The following is a 13,658-nucleotide window of genomic DNA, read 5'->3' as shown; positions in this document are numbered from 1 at the left end:
TTGCCGGCACGGCAATGCGGTATTGGCTGACGTACCAGACGGGGCGTCAGTGCGAGGCACCGTGCATGGCACGGCGCGGCAACACGCAGACGTCGCTACGGAGCCCCGTTGGCGACGCCTGTCGATGGTTCGGCATTCCAGCCACGCAGTTGCAGCGTGGCGTTGCGCAAGGTGGCAGCGGACGGCCCGCGAATTTCCACCACGCGCTCTTCGCCTGGTACCAGGCTCAGATAGTTGTCGCTGTAATAGGCCGGCAGGATGCGTTGGCCTTGCGCATCCACCAGGGTCAACTTGGTGTTGAGGGCCACCTGCTGCGACCGGTTGCGGACAGTGGCGCGCAGCACGGCCTCGTTGCCCTGCTGCAATTGTGTGGTGAGCTGCAACGGCACCTTTGCGAGCGCATCCAGCCCACGCATCGCCACCGCATCGCGCGCCACCCAGTAGAAGTTGCGCGAACGCACCACCGCGTCGCGGTCGAGCAACTGCAGCCGCACAAAGCCCAGCCCGTTGGTGTCCTTCAGCAACGGCGCCAACTGCAGCACGGGTGCCGACACTGACACTGCCGCGGCGTCCAGCGGCTGTTCGCGCTGTTGCAGCAGCGTGCCGTCGTGTGCGTACACCTGTGCACGCACACGCAATCCACGCACCGGCGTGGCAGCGTTGTTGACCACGACCACTTCGTGCCCCGGCAGATTCATCTGCACATGCAGCGTCTCGGCTGCAGTGCGCACGCCGTAATACGCGGCATGGGTGTCGTAATCGTGGCTATACACCTGCCACATGTTGCTCGGCCACGCCGGATGGCTCATCCACAGCAGGCGGCCGCTGTTCTTGCTCCACAGTTGCGCGTTGAAGCCTTCGAAGATGGCGCGATGGGTTTCGTAATTGAGCAGCTGCGCCTTGCGCTCGAAATCGGCCAGGCTGGTCGGTGCGCCCAGTTTGTCGGTCAGCGTGCGCATGAAACTGTTGGTATCGCCATTACCGGACTGGTGCCAATCGTGGTACGCCCAGGCGTCGCTGATTGGCCATTGGTCGCCAACCGCCGGCACCGAGGCCTTGAACGACTCCAGCGTGGAGAACGATGGCGTGCCCACTTCCACAGAGAAGCCCTGCGCCAGCTTGTTGAAGTAGGCCACCGGCTCGCGATAGTTGTACGGCCCACTGCCTTGTAAATTGATCTCGTTGGAGCTTCCTGTGTACCAGCGCGTGCCGTCGAGTTCGGCGACCAGCTTGTCCAGGCCTTCGTTGAGGATGGGGGCCGGCACGCCTTCGTTGCGCCCGAACCACAACACGATGGACGGATGATTGCGGAAGCGCTTGATCACCTCGGCCGCGTTGTCCAGGAACAGCGCCGCGTCGGCCGGTTCCATGTTGTAGTTCTGCGTGGACTGCCAGAAATCGTTAAGCACCAACATGCCGTATTCGTCGGCCAGCTCGAAGAAGCTTGCTTCGGTGTTCTGCCCCACCCAGTTGCGCACCACATTGAAGTGCGCATCGCGCTGCAGGCGAAAGTACGGCTCCAGCCGCTCACGCGACACGCGCTTGCGCCAATCGTCCATGCCCCAGTTACCGCCCTTCACCGCAATGCGCACACCGTTGATGCGGATGACCAGATGCGGGGCCAGCGTGGAATCGTCCAGCTGCTGAACCGCCGGCGAGCCCAGCGCACCGGGATACAGCGACTGCGCGTTGCCGCCGGGTACCGGCCGGATCGCCGCATGGCGTACATCGACGATGCGTTCGCCACGCTGGCGGGCCTGGTTGAGATCGACCAGCACACGGCGCAATGCGCCATCGTCGTCGAATAACGACAGCTCGTAGGTCACTTCGCGAATACCGAAGCGCAGCTGCTGCGCATCCGAGCGCGCGCCTTCCACGTCGACGCCCACTTGCAGCGTGTACAGCGCAGGCTCGCCGTAGCCGTTGGGCCACCACAGCCGCGGGTTGACGAGGCGCAACTGCGGCGTGTCGGCCGCGGTGAACTTCAGCGTACTGCCGCCGGCCGGCACCGTGACCTGGCGCTGGATGGTCACATCGCCGAAGGCCAGCTGCACATTGCCCTGCACTGCGGCAGGCGTGTCGTTGCGCAGCGGCACATTGATTTCCAGTTCGGCGCGTTGATGATCCGGCGCCAAGCGCGCGGTCAGCACCTGGATGTCGCCAAGTGCGAGCGGGCCGCTGGCGTGCAACTGCACGTCCTGCCACAGACCGGAATTACGGTCGCGTACCGCGGGAATCCAGTCCCAACCCTCGCTGGCGATAAAGGTCGGCCCATCCAGGGCCTGCATGCCGCCGTTTTCGCCGACGCCTGCGCGCATCGATTGTTCGTGCGCAATGCCCGGATGCGGTGGCGGCGACACCCGTACCGCAATGACGTTGCGACCTGGCTTGAGCTGCCTGCTGACATCGAAACGACCGCGTGCGAATGCGCCGCGCGTGCGCCCGACCTGCACGCCGTTGACCCAGATTTCGCCGGCATAGTTGATGCCGTTGAACAGCAGTTCCAGACGCTTGCCTTGCGCGGCGGCAGGCAGATCGAAACTGCTGCGGTACCACCAGTCCTGACGGCTCAACGCTTCGGGAATGGCCATATTGTTCAGGCCGATGTCCGGATCCGGATACACGCCACGGTCGACCAGCGTGGTGAGCACGGTACCGGGCACGGTCGCCACACGCCACGACGCATTGCCGGTGGTGTCATCACGACGCGACAGCGTGGCGCCGGTCGCTGCACCAAGCTCCGGTGCTGCGGCCAGTTGCCATGCATCCACGCGCCAGGATGCGGCATCCAGCGATTGCAGCGCAGGCGCATCCGGTACTGGCTGTGCAACCGGCGCCGAGAACGCTGCGCTGCTGCGCGGCAACGTCGCAGCCGGCTGCGGCGCAAGCTGGCCGGCCATCTGCTTGACCTGCAAGCGCCAGCCTGGCGATGCGTCTTCGAAGCGCTGCAGTGCCGGATCCGGCGCGTTTGCGGCAAGCCGTGCAATGGCCTGTGCATCCAGCGCGCCCGCCTGCGCGGTAAAGCCCGCGATATCGCCGCCGAAGTGTTGCGTATACGCCGCAGGTTGCTGGCGTGGACCGAAGACGAGCGTCGGCGCGATGGCCGTCCGTTGCACACGACCACTGGCGACCTTGCGGCCGTTGGCGTACAGGGTCAGGCGTTCTCCCTGGGCAACTGCGGCCACTTGCGTCCAGCTGCCTGCACGCAAGGTCTGCGTACTGCGCAGCACATTGTCGGCGCCCTGCGCAAAGCCGAGTGTGCCGCCATCGATCGCGAAGTAGCGGCCTGCGCCTTGCGGATCGCCGACGCCTGCAATCAATGCAGGACCTGTAATCGACCGTGATGGGCGCACCCATCCAACCACGCTCCAGTCCGCATCGGCAGACAACCACGGCGTCTGGGCGGCGAGCTTCTTGGTCAGCGCAACGCCGCCGGCAAGCACGCGCACGTCATACGGACCGGGCGGATCGTCGGCAGGCGCTGCCTGCACTGCAGTCCAACCCATGCAAGCACACAACACCCACAGCGCTCCGCGGCGGAACGCCCTGCGAACCATCAGCATTAGAGGCCTCTCCCAAGCTCTACTGCCACACAACGGTGCACACCGCTTCGATGCAATCGGCAACCCGTCGTGCAGACGTTCTGCGTCATGACCTCCGTGATGCCGCCCGTGGCTGCCGCCCCTGTTTCAGCGGCCATGGTGCGAGGTAACGTTACCCCAGCTGGATATCGACAACAACCTTTCTGCGTTAGGGTTGGCAATCCCAGGAGGAGGGAATCATGCGAAACCTGATCCAGTCCGCAGTCCCCGCGGCATGTGCGTTGTTGTGTTTGATCGCTGCACCCGCTGCAGCACAGAGCTTGCGCGTACAGTCGCCCGATGCACGCACGCAAGTGGAATTCACGCTGCGCGAAGGTGGCGTGCCCAGCTATCGCGTGCTGTATCGCAACACGTTGGTGCTCGACGATGCACCGCTCGGGCTGGATCTGGGCCGAGGCAACAAGCTCGGCCGTGACATGACGCTAGAAGGCAGCACGACCGAACTGCACGACAGCCGCTTCACCTTGACGGTGGGAAAGACGCGACAGGCACGCGACCACTATCGAGCACTGCGCGTGCAACTGGCAGATACGCAACACCGCAAGCTCAACATCGAACTGCGTGCCTATGACGACGGCGTTGCGCTGCGTTACGTCCTGCCGGATGCGGGCCAGGTGCGCATTCGCGACGAACTCACCAGCTTTGCATTCCCGCACGATTACCGATGCTGGAACTTGAATCTGGGCCGCTTCGGAACCAGCCACGAGGGCGAATACGATGCAATCGCCGCATCCAGATTGCGCGCGCATCATCTGCTCGAGTTACCGCTGGTGTGCCAGACCGACGCCAACGGCACCACGCTTGCGATCGGCGAAGCGAATCTGCGCGATTACGCCGGCTTGTATCTCACCGGTCGTTCCGATGGCGGTCTGGGCGTCTCGGCAAAACTCTCGCCGCGCCTGGACGACCCCACGGTGGCGGTCAGCATCGATGCGAAGGGACGCGATTTCGCCACGCCATGGCGGGTGATCATGCTGGCCGACAACCCCGCGAGCCTGATCGAATCCAATTTGATTTCTGCGCTGAACCCGCAGCCCGCCTTCGATGCGAGTTGGGTGCGCGCGGGCAAATCGGCGTGGGATTGGTGGTCGGGCAGCCTGGCCAGCGGGGTGGCGAACCCGGGCATGAATACCGCCACCATCCAGCGCTATATCGATCATGCGCAGGATTTGAAGCTGCAATACATGCTGATCGACGACGGCTGGTACTACGGCAGTACCGGCGATGGCCAGTACAACGCCGATGCAGACATTCTCCGCCCGGTCGAGCAACTCGATCTGCCTGGTCTGGTGAACTACGCACGCAAGCGCGATGTGGGGCTGTGGCTGTGGGCGCACTGGCGCGCGCTCGATGCGCACATGGACCAAGCGCTCACCTGGTACCAACAGCTGGGCATCAAGGGCATCAAGGTCGATTTCATGGACCGCGACGACCAGCAGATGGTGGACTTCTATCATCGTCTGCTGAGCAAGGCCGCCGAGCACAGGTTGCTGGTGGATCTGCACGGTGCGTATCACCCGACCGGGCTGACCCGCACCTATCCGAACTATCTCACCCAAGAGGGCGTGCTCGGCGCCGAGTACAACAAGTGGAGCGCACGCATCACCGCGACCCACAACCTCACCTTGCCGTTTACGCGCATGTTGCTTGGGCCGATGGATTACACTCCTGGTGGCTTCCGCAATGTCCGCCCGGCCGAGTTCAAGCCACAGCACTTCGGGCCGCAGGTGATGACCACACGCGCGCAGCAATTGGCGATGTATGTGGTCTACGAGAGTCCGTTTGCGGTGGTTGCCGACAGTCCCGAGCAATACGAAAACGTGCCCGCCGCGCAGTTCCTGCGCGATGTGCCTGCAAGCTGGGACCAGACGCGCGCATTGGATGGCGCCATCGGCGAGCACATCGCACTGGCGCGGCGTAGCGGCAAGGACTGGTATGTGGGTGCGATGACCAACGAGCAGGCGCGCACGCTGACCCTGCCGCTCTCGTTCCTGGGCGAAGGCAGTTGGACCGCCACCATCTATACCGATGGAGAGACCCCGAGCGACGTACGCATCGACACACGCAGGCTCACACGTAACGACACATTGCAGCTTGCGCTTGCTGCCGGCGGCGGCGCTGCAGTGAGGCTGCAAAAAAAGTAAGAGCAGCCATGCTGATAGTGGAGTGAACTGGCACACCTTTGCGCAATAGCAAACGCCGTACGCAAAGGTGTGCATGACCATTGACATGGCATCCGCTTAGCGCATTGCGCTTACTTCGTGTCTGATGTCACGCAATGCATTGTTGCCCATCCAGTTGTTTTTTGCACAGCTAGACTGCGCACGCTTCAACGCAGGCATGCGCCCCGAACGGAACTCGGAATGCACCTGCGGACTGAAGCTGCTGTCCTGCATGGTACGCCGCGTGCAGGCAGTTTCATTCCGGCGCCAAGGGACAACACATGACCTTCCGTTCTCATCGGCCGATATCGATCAGCCACGCGATTGCTGCGCTTTGCGTTTTTGCACTGGCTCCCACAGCCGGCGCTGCCACGCTGCTATCGCCATCGATCTCGACGACCAGCGACCGCAGCATTGATACACTGATGCCACCCTTGCTTCGCACACCGGCCACCGCAAGCGTCGCAACTACCCAACGCGACGCGCTTGGCACGTCGCTGGCTGCATCCCGGGCATTTCCGCAGGTCACGCGCGACTTCAAGGCGTTTCTGGATGCGCAGGCGCAGCTCAGTTACGCAACACGTGGTGCTGCGGCCAAGGTCAGCGACCCCACCGCCTTCGCCGAAATGCAGCGTTATCTGTTCAATCGTTACAACGGTCTGACCGTGCTGCGCAGCGTGCAACAGGACGGCAAGGTGTTCGATTGCATTCCAAGTGCGCAGCAACCTGCCTTGCGCGATGGCAGCACGCCGGCGGCACCCCCCTCCCTCTCAAGTAACAAGGGGACGGTGGCGCCGGTCAACCCGGGTCAACGTTGCGACACCGGCAGCGTGCCGTTCGAACGCATCGGCTTGGCCGAGATGAGCAAGCATGCGAATCTGCGTAGCTTTCTACGCGGCACAACCCCGCGCGCGATGGCTCCCAAGCAGGCTGACGCTGTGCCGGCGGTGCAGGAAGCGGCGCCGGTAACGCATTACTACTCCAGCGTCTTTCTGGATACCGCCGGCACATCGGTCACAGGCGCGGGAGCCGACATCAATCTTTGGGCACCCACGTTACGCTCCACCAACGAGAAACAAACCATCAGTCAGATATGGATCGTTGGTGAAAGCGCAAGCGAGCAAGTGCAAACACTTGAAGTGGGCTGGGAGATCCAGCCAGACGCAGGCTGGGGCAACAAGCCGATCGTTTTCATTTATTCCACCCAGGACGGTTACGTCACTACAGGTTGTCATAATCTGGATTGCAGCGATTTCGTGCAGACCAGCACGCGACATGTCCTGGGCGCTCAGCCGGCCGCAGGATTCAGCATTGCAGGCGGCAAGCAGACCCTGCTGGGTGTCGAATTCCAGAAGAATACCGACGGCAACTGGTGGCTGCGCCTGGACGGCGAATGGATCGGTTACTACAAGGCATCACTGTATTCGGGCGATCTCGCCGATGGACGCGTTGCGTACGTGAGCGCAGGCGGCGAGGTCTCGACCAACAGCGGTGTAGCCAGCACACGCATGGGGAGCGGCCAGTTCGCAGCGGCCGGCTATCGCCAGGCCGCATTCCAGGCCAACCACTTCTACCGCGATGCGGCGATGGTCACCCATCCCGTGCAGCGCCTGTCATCGCTGAGCGTGGAGCATCCGTCCTGCTACACGCTGGCGATGGCCGGTTACAGCTATCCGTATGCCTTGGATGCCGGCGTCACCCGCACCGGCTTGTCGCCGGAAATGCAGAATGGTGGTTTCTATTTCGGTGGGCCGGGCTGCGAACGCTGAATCGAGTTGCGTTGGGTCGATCGCGCGCACCGTTTGGTGCGCGCGATCGATCAGGGCAAGTCCACGCCTGCACATACCGCCGGACGCGCGTGCTTGATGGGTTGCACGCCACGCGCATCGAACTGCAGCCCCGCCTGTGCCGGCGCAAATGCCGGCCAAGCCGGCAGGCCCTTGGCATTCGGATTGCCCTGCTGCACGAACGCGGCCCAATAGCGCTGCAGGGACACCGGCGGCTGGCCGATCGGCAGATTCTTGAACAGGAACGGCAACTCGGCGCTATGTGTCACCTGCCCACCGGGCACCGCCGTATCGAACACGTAATGCCACACCGGCACGCCCAGCGCAGCCTGGCGTTGCGCCACGGTCACCGCCGGGCAGCGGAAGGTGAGATCGGTGGACAATTGCATGGATGCATTGCCTTGCCGCGCGGCGCGCTGCGCGATAGCGGCACGATGCGTTTGCAGGATGGTGTCGGCGTGGTCGGGATAGTCGCGGCGCACTCGCTTCTCGGCGCCGTCCTCGCCGCCATAGCGCAGTTCCTGCACCACGTAACCGATCAACAGTGGCACCTTTGCCTGCGCGCCGGCAGCCAGCAGTTCGGCCGGCGCACGTGGCAGCACGCGCCCGTCGACCACCGCCTGCAACCAGATATAGCCGTCGTCATCCAAGGCCGGCACATCCACGCCCTGCGCGGCCTTGAGCAGTTGGTCGGCCGGCAACGCGCGTAGCTGCGCCAGCCGTGTGGCCGAATCGTCGATGCCGGCACGTTTGGCAATGCTCACACCCAGCGCGCGATTGTCTTCCAGGCTGCGCGCCGGCAGGCCGAAGCCGGCAGTGCCGCTCTGTTCGATGGCTGCCGAGAACAGGCCACGTGCGAGCGGGCTGAGCATCAGCAAGCCCACGTCCTGGCCGCCGGCCGACTGCCCGGCAATCGTGACTCGCGCGGGGTCGCCGCCGAACTGCGCGATGTTGTCGCGCACCCATTGCAGCGCCGCGATCTGATCGAGCAAGGCGACATTGCCGGCGGCTTCGTTGTCGCCATCGGTCAGCTCCGGCAACGACAGGAACCCCAGCGCGCCCAGCCGGTATTGCAGCGTCACCACCAGCATGCCCTGCGCCACCAGGTTGGTGGGCAGATGTCCGTCGGCGCCGCCGGCCACGTTCGCGCCACCGTGGATCCACACGAACACCGGCAGCGGCTTGGCCGGATGCAACTGCCGTGTCTGCACTTCGACATAGAGGCAATCTTCGGTGCCGCGCCTGGCCATGGCGTTGTTCCAGCCCAGCGCCGGCTGCACGCACGGCGTGGCGGCCTGAGTGGCGTCGCGCACCTGCGTCCATGCGGCGACCGGTTGCGGCGGGCGCCAGCGCAGCGCGCCCAGTGGCGGCGCAGCGAAGGGGATCGCGCGGAAGACCGCACTGCCGTCGTCCTGCCATTGGCCACGCACCACACCATGATCGGTGCGCACCTCGGGAGGTGCCGCCGGCGTGGCGGCAGACGCGTTGGCACTGAACAGGCAACCGGTCGCAAGCAACAACGCACAAAAACGCACCATCAGTGTTCTCCGTTGAGCACGCGCGCGTGCCAGGCGGCCTGGAAGACCGCAGTGGCCGAGGCGACGTTGAGACTTTCCACCTTGCCGCTGCCGCGGATCGACAACTGCAGATCGCAATCGCGCGCGAAGGCGCGGTCCATGCCTTCGCTTTCCGCGCCCATCACATACACCAGGCGCTGCGGCAGCGCGGCGGCGAAGACGTCCTGGCCACCATCGACCAAGGTCGCGGCAATCGCAAAACCGGCCTGGCGCAGCTGCGCCATCGCCGTTGCAGTGTCGGGCAGTTGCACCAGCGGTACCGCTTCGGCGCCGCCTTCGGCCACGCGTGCCGCCGCGCCCGACAGGCCCAACGTGGAGCCGGCCGGCAACAACAGACCGGCCACACCGAAGTGCGCCGACGAGCGCAATATCGCCCCGAAGTTGTGCGGGTTGCCCACCCCGTCCAGCCACAGCGCCAGCACCGGGCCCTGCGGCAACGCTGCCAGCCATTCCTGCAACGGTTGCGGGGCGACGCGCAGCACCTCGGCGACGATGCCTTCATGGTGCGCACTGGCAGCGAGCTTGCTCAGATCGGCCTCGTCCACCACCCGATAGCCGATGCGCTGGGTCACGCACCAGGCCAGCAGCGCCTTGAACTGCGGAATGCGCGCCTCGCTCAGGTACAGCTTGCGCAGCGCCTGCGGGCGCGCCTTGAACACGGCCTGCACGGCGTTGATGCCGTACAGCCGCACCTCACGCGCGTTGCCGCTTGCTGCAGCGGCAGGTGGCGTGACAGCGGAAGTGTGCTGCGCTGGAGCGCGGGGTGCGGCACTGCGCGGTGCAGGTGTGCGCGGCGCAGCGCGGCCCCACGGGTTGTGCGAGGGGCCGGAGCCGCCGTCGCGTGGCGGCCGTCCGCCGCGTCCATCATGCTGTGTCATTGTCGGATCCAGGAGTTCAAGTTGCTTGCAGTGCGGAACGGCTGCTTCCGGCCGTTCCGCCGTCTGCGTGTCGATCGTGTTGCAGTACCGGTAGGGCCGCTGCCGCACAGGCAGTGACGCCGATGGTAAGCCACCGGCGCGATGGTCCGTACATGGCGGCTGCACCGAAGCATGTTGAACGTTGCGCCGCCCTGCGGGGGCGAGGTTGAGGTGGCCGACTGCGCGCAGCATCTGCCAAACTCCTGCGGCGGCCATTTCCCGTCCTGCAGCTGGCCATCATGTGCATGCAATCACGCAGGGGCGGATACGCACACCGGCACGCCAACCGCAACGGGTGGATTCACCCGCGCGAACACACGCAGATCGTGCAGCCCATCCGGCTTGAGCAGCGCACAGCGGCTGACGCCTTCTTCGACGAAGCCATTGCGCAGCAACACCGTGGCCGATGCAGGATTGCTATCGAGCACAGTGGCCTGCACGCGATACAGCGGTCGTGTCTGCATCGCCCAGGCGACATACGTGCCCACGATGCGTGTCATCCAGCCGCGGCCCCAGTACGTGCGACCGATCCAATACCCCAGCTCGGCCGAGTAGCGACGTTCGCCCTGCCCTGGGCGCACTGCGATCGTGCCGCAGGCCTGGCCATCGATCTCGATGGCGAGCACCGGGTCTCGCAAATCTACAACCCTACCCGCTAGGAACGCTTCGCCATCGGCACGGGTATATGGGTGAGGGAATCGCTCGCTCAATCCGCGCGGCACCAGCGGGTCGTTGGCATGCCGCACCAAGGCATCCAGGTCGTCCTGGCGCCAGCGGCGCAGCACGAAGCCTTCCCCGTGCACGATCAGCGATTGGTCCATTGCGTTGGTCATGGCATGCGCAGCAGCGACTCCCGCGATACTGCGCACACCGGCCGCACACCGCAACTCAGCGCTGGGCGGTTTGCGCCTGTTTCAACGCAGCGCACAGGCGGATGGTCTCGCCGGTCTGCGCCAGGCCACGGTCGGCGCCACTGAGCTTGGCCAGGCGCGGCTTGAAGAACGCATCCAGGCGATCGGCCTCGTCCACGCTGCAGCCACCGGAAGCACCCAGCGCCGGCAACCCGCCACCATCGAACGAGCCACTGCGTTGCACGATGCGGTCGAAGTTGGCGGTGAACCAGGCCCACATCGACTCATGCGAACGCTCATCGCTGTGCCCGCGCATCAGCAGGCTTTTCATCTCGCCTACCTTGATCGCGTCGGTCAGCGCGAAATCGCGCACCTGCTTCAGCAGCGCCGGGTCCTGCACCGCACCCAGTGCGGCGATCATGGCGTTGCGCTGGGCCGGGTCGGCATGCGTGCGCAATGCATCGATCAGCGCCTGCACTGCCGGTGCGCCGCGTTCCTGGACAGTCACTGCCAGCACGGTGCCGAGCAAGTCCGGGTTGGCGGCGGAGAAATCCAGCGCACCCTTGCCGCCGGCCAGCACCGCATCGCCTTGCGCCAGCAGGGCCTTGCGGACCTCTGCGTTCTGCAGACGCAAGGCGAACACACTGGCCAGCGACGTGCGCAGTGCGGTGTCGTCGATCGACTCACCGCTGCGCCGCGTGTAGCCCAGCGCACGCAGACGCGGCAGGTACGCCTGTTCGGCGGCCTTGCGCAATGCGCCGCGCTGCGCCTCGGTGGTGGCCTGGTAACGCCAGATCCACCCGAAGCGGTCCAGCAACGCGGTGGACACATCGGCCGATGCCGACGGCGCCAACTGCGCGAGCGCTGCCAGCACGGCCGCGTTGTCGGCATCACCGTGACGGTACGCCGCATTGATCGCATCAGCGTAGGCGAGCTGTTCGTTATCGTCCAGCTGGCCGACCTGCTTGCCAAGCGCCGCCAACTGCTTGCTGGGCAGCGAGAAACGGTAATAGCCGGCGCCACGCGCATTCGGGAACACCCAGGTGTTCTTGCCGGCCCCTTCCAGCACGATGCTGCCGCTGCCGCCTTCAAGCAACTGGCAGGCGGTGCCAACCTGGTTCTTGCCCTTGCCGTACTTCACGCACACCGGCACACCCCACTGTTGCGCGGCAGAGCCGCTGGAGCCCAGCGGCAGGTAGCGTTGCTGCTGCAGCTTGACCACGGTCTTGCCGCCTTCGCGCGCCACCTGGGTCTGCAGATACGGCACGCCCGGCTGGTTGAGGAAGCTGCGGAATGCGGCCTTGAAATCATCGCCCTTGCCGGCCGCTTCTGCGATCGCATCGACCAGGTCATCGGCGGTGGCGTTGCCGAACTTATGCTTGGCGATATAGGCGCGCATGCCCTGGCGGAACACGTCTTCGCCAACGAAGGCTTCGAACATCGCCAGCACCGCCGCGCCCTTCTGGTAGGTGATGCCGTCGAAGGCGGTTTCGATATCGCCATTGCCGGTGATCGGCTGGCGAATCTTGCGTGCGCTCACCAGGCTGTCGTTTTCCATCGCATGCTGCGCACCGCCGATACGGTCCAGATTGGCGTGGTATTCCGGATGCAGCTGCATGGTGATCTTCTGCTGCATCCAGGTCGCGAACGCTTCGTTGAGCCACAGGTCGTCCCACCACGCCATGGTCACGGTGTCGCCGGTCCACTGATGCGCCAGCTCGTGCGCATTGACGTTGAAGGAGCGCTGCACGTTCTCGGCCGGCGAATCCTTGTCCAACAACAGCAGCCAATCGCGGAAGGTCACAAACCCCGGGTTTTCCATCGCGCCGGCGCTGAAGTCCGGCGCTGCGACCAGATCGAGCTTGTCGAATGGATAACCGAAGGCGTAGTAGTCCTCCAGCGCGGCGATGATGGCCGGGGTCTGGTCCAGTGCGGGGGTGATGCGCGGGCCCTGGCCCTTGGCGGCAATGCCGCGCAACGGCGTGGCGTTGGGGCGCTGCGGGGTGGCCGGCATCGGCGCCACATCCACCACGTCCCACGGGCCGGCGGCGTAGGCGACCAGATAGGTCGGCAGCGGCACGGTCGGGGCGAACGTCACCGTCTTCCAGCCCTTGCCGGCGGGCTTGGTCGAGGTCGCGATGGTGTTGGCCAGCGCCTGGTCACCGCTGGGCACGGTCAGGCTGATGTCGAACGGCGTCTTGAACGCCGGCTCGTCGAAGCCGGGGAACGCGTAGCGCGCACTGATCGGCTCCATCTGCGTCATCGCATACGCCTTGCCCTGGTATTTCACCTGGTACAGGCCCTGCAGCTGTTGGTTGAGCGGCGCGCTGTAGGCGATCTCCACGGTAAGCGTCTGCGGCGAGAGCGTGCGGCCGAAATCCAGCCTTGCCACGCCGGTTTGCGCATCGGCTTCCACGTAGCGTGCAGTCAGCGCCTTGCCCTTGCCGGGCTTGACGGTGACCTTGCTGACCTTCAGCTCCTTGCCGTGCAGCCAGAGATGGTCGGACGCCTGCTTGAGCTGCACGCGGATGGTGGTGCGGCCGCTGAATTGCGTCTGCTCCGGGTCGATCTTGAGCGCGAGGCTGTAGCGCTCCGGTACTGCCCAGGTCGGCAGACGACCATTGGGAACCGGCTCGCCGGACGACTGTGCCAACACGTTGCCGCAGCACAACGCGAGAAGGGAAGGAGCAAGCAGGCAGGCAAGACGACGCATCGACAACTCCGGTCATGGCAATCGTCGAAGTGCACCATATCCATCCGTG

The 13,658-nt window shown here is 64.9% G+C and carries 7 protein-coding genes; 2 read left to right on the top strand and 5 right to left on the bottom strand.

Annotated features, from left to right (window positions below):
- Positions 1-95 precede the first annotated feature (95 nt).
- Positions 96-3,563 carry a glycosyl hydrolase 2 galactose-binding domain-containing protein gene (locus AC1POX_RS05840; RefSeq protein WP_372356853.1) on the bottom strand — a complete coding sequence of 1,156 codons (3,468 nt, stop codon included), beginning with the start codon at positions 3,561-3,563 and terminating at the stop codon, positions 96-98.
- Positions 3,564-3,781: 218 nt separating this feature from the next.
- Here AC1POX_RS05840 and AC1POX_RS05835 point away from each other — a divergent pair, with 218 nt between their 5' ends.
- Positions 3,782-5,746 carry a glycoside hydrolase family 97 protein gene (locus tag AC1POX_RS05835; RefSeq protein ID WP_372356852.1) on the top strand — a complete coding sequence of 655 codons (1,965 nt, stop codon included), beginning with the start codon at positions 3,782-3,784 and terminating at the stop codon, positions 5,744-5,746.
- A 299-nt stretch (positions 5,747-6,045) separates the two neighbouring features.
- Complete coding sequence (locus AC1POX_RS05830) at positions 6,046-7,533, top strand: neprosin family prolyl endopeptidase (protein WP_218534276.1); 1,488 nt, start codon at positions 6,046-6,048, stop codon at positions 7,531-7,533.
- Positions 7,534-7,583: 50 nt separating this feature from the next.
- Here AC1POX_RS05830 and AC1POX_RS05825 read toward each other — a convergent pair whose 3' ends face one another.
- The 4 genes from AC1POX_RS05825 to AC1POX_RS05810 all read right to left on the bottom strand — a co-directional run bounded on the left by AC1POX_RS05825 (position 7,584) and on the right by AC1POX_RS05810 (position 13,609).
- Complete coding sequence (locus AC1POX_RS05825; protein ID WP_372356851.1) at positions 7,584-9,089, bottom strand: carboxylesterase/lipase family protein; 1,506 nt, start codon at positions 9,087-9,089, stop codon at positions 7,584-7,586.
- Positions 9,089-10,006 (bottom strand): TrmH family RNA methyltransferase, encoded by a 918-nt coding sequence (locus AC1POX_RS05820; RefSeq protein WP_033479195.1) that lies wholly within the window; start codon positions 10,004-10,006, stop codon positions 9,089-9,091. Before AC1POX_RS05820 ends, AC1POX_RS05825 begins: the two co-directional genes overlap by 1 nt.
- A 290-nt stretch (positions 10,007-10,296) precedes the next feature.
- Positions 10,297-10,866 carry a GNAT family N-acetyltransferase gene (locus AC1POX_RS05815; RefSeq protein ID WP_071118494.1) on the bottom strand — a complete coding sequence of 190 codons (570 nt, stop codon included), beginning with the start codon at positions 10,864-10,866 and terminating at the stop codon, positions 10,297-10,299.
- Positions 10,867-10,933: 67 nt separating this feature from the next.
- A complete protein-coding gene (locus AC1POX_RS05810; protein ID WP_372356850.1) occupies positions 10,934-13,609 on the bottom strand; it encodes a M1 family metallopeptidase in 2,676 nt (891 codons plus the stop codon).
- Between the last annotated feature and the right edge of the window lie 49 nt (positions 13,610-13,658).

This window comes from Xanthomonas sp. NCPPB 3442, from assembly GCF_056725145.1.
The sequence above is the reverse complement of the archived record's forward strand: the minus strand, read 5'-3'. Positions and strand labels throughout refer to the sequence as shown.

Bases quoted from the DNA above. Each gene is read 5' to 3' on its own strand.
- AC1POX_RS05840 (WP_372356853.1), bottom strand. From the start codon at position 3,563: ATGCTGATGGTTCGCAGGGCGTTCCGCCGCGGAGCGCTGTGGGTGTTG.
- AC1POX_RS05835 (WP_372356852.1), top strand. From the start codon at position 3,782: ATGCGAAACCTGATCCAGTCCGCAGTCCCCGCGGCATGTGCGTTGTTG.
- AC1POX_RS05830 (WP_218534276.1), top strand. From the start codon at position 6,046: ATGACCTTCCGTTCTCATCGGCCGATATCGATCAGCCACGCGATTGCT.
- AC1POX_RS05825 (WP_372356851.1), bottom strand. From the start codon at position 9,089: ATGGTGCGTTTTTGTGCGTTGTTGCTTGCGACCGGTTGCCTGTTCAGT.
- AC1POX_RS05820 (WP_033479195.1), bottom strand. From the start codon at position 10,006: ATGACACAGCATGATGGACGCGGCGGACGGCCGCCACGCGACGGCGGC.
- AC1POX_RS05815 (WP_071118494.1), bottom strand. From the start codon at position 10,866: ATGGACCAATCGCTGATCGTGCACGGGGAAGGCTTCGTGCTGCGCCGC.
- AC1POX_RS05810 (WP_372356850.1), bottom strand. From the start codon at position 13,609: ATGCGTCGTCTTGCCTGCCTGCTTGCTCCTTCCCTTCTCGCGTTGTGC.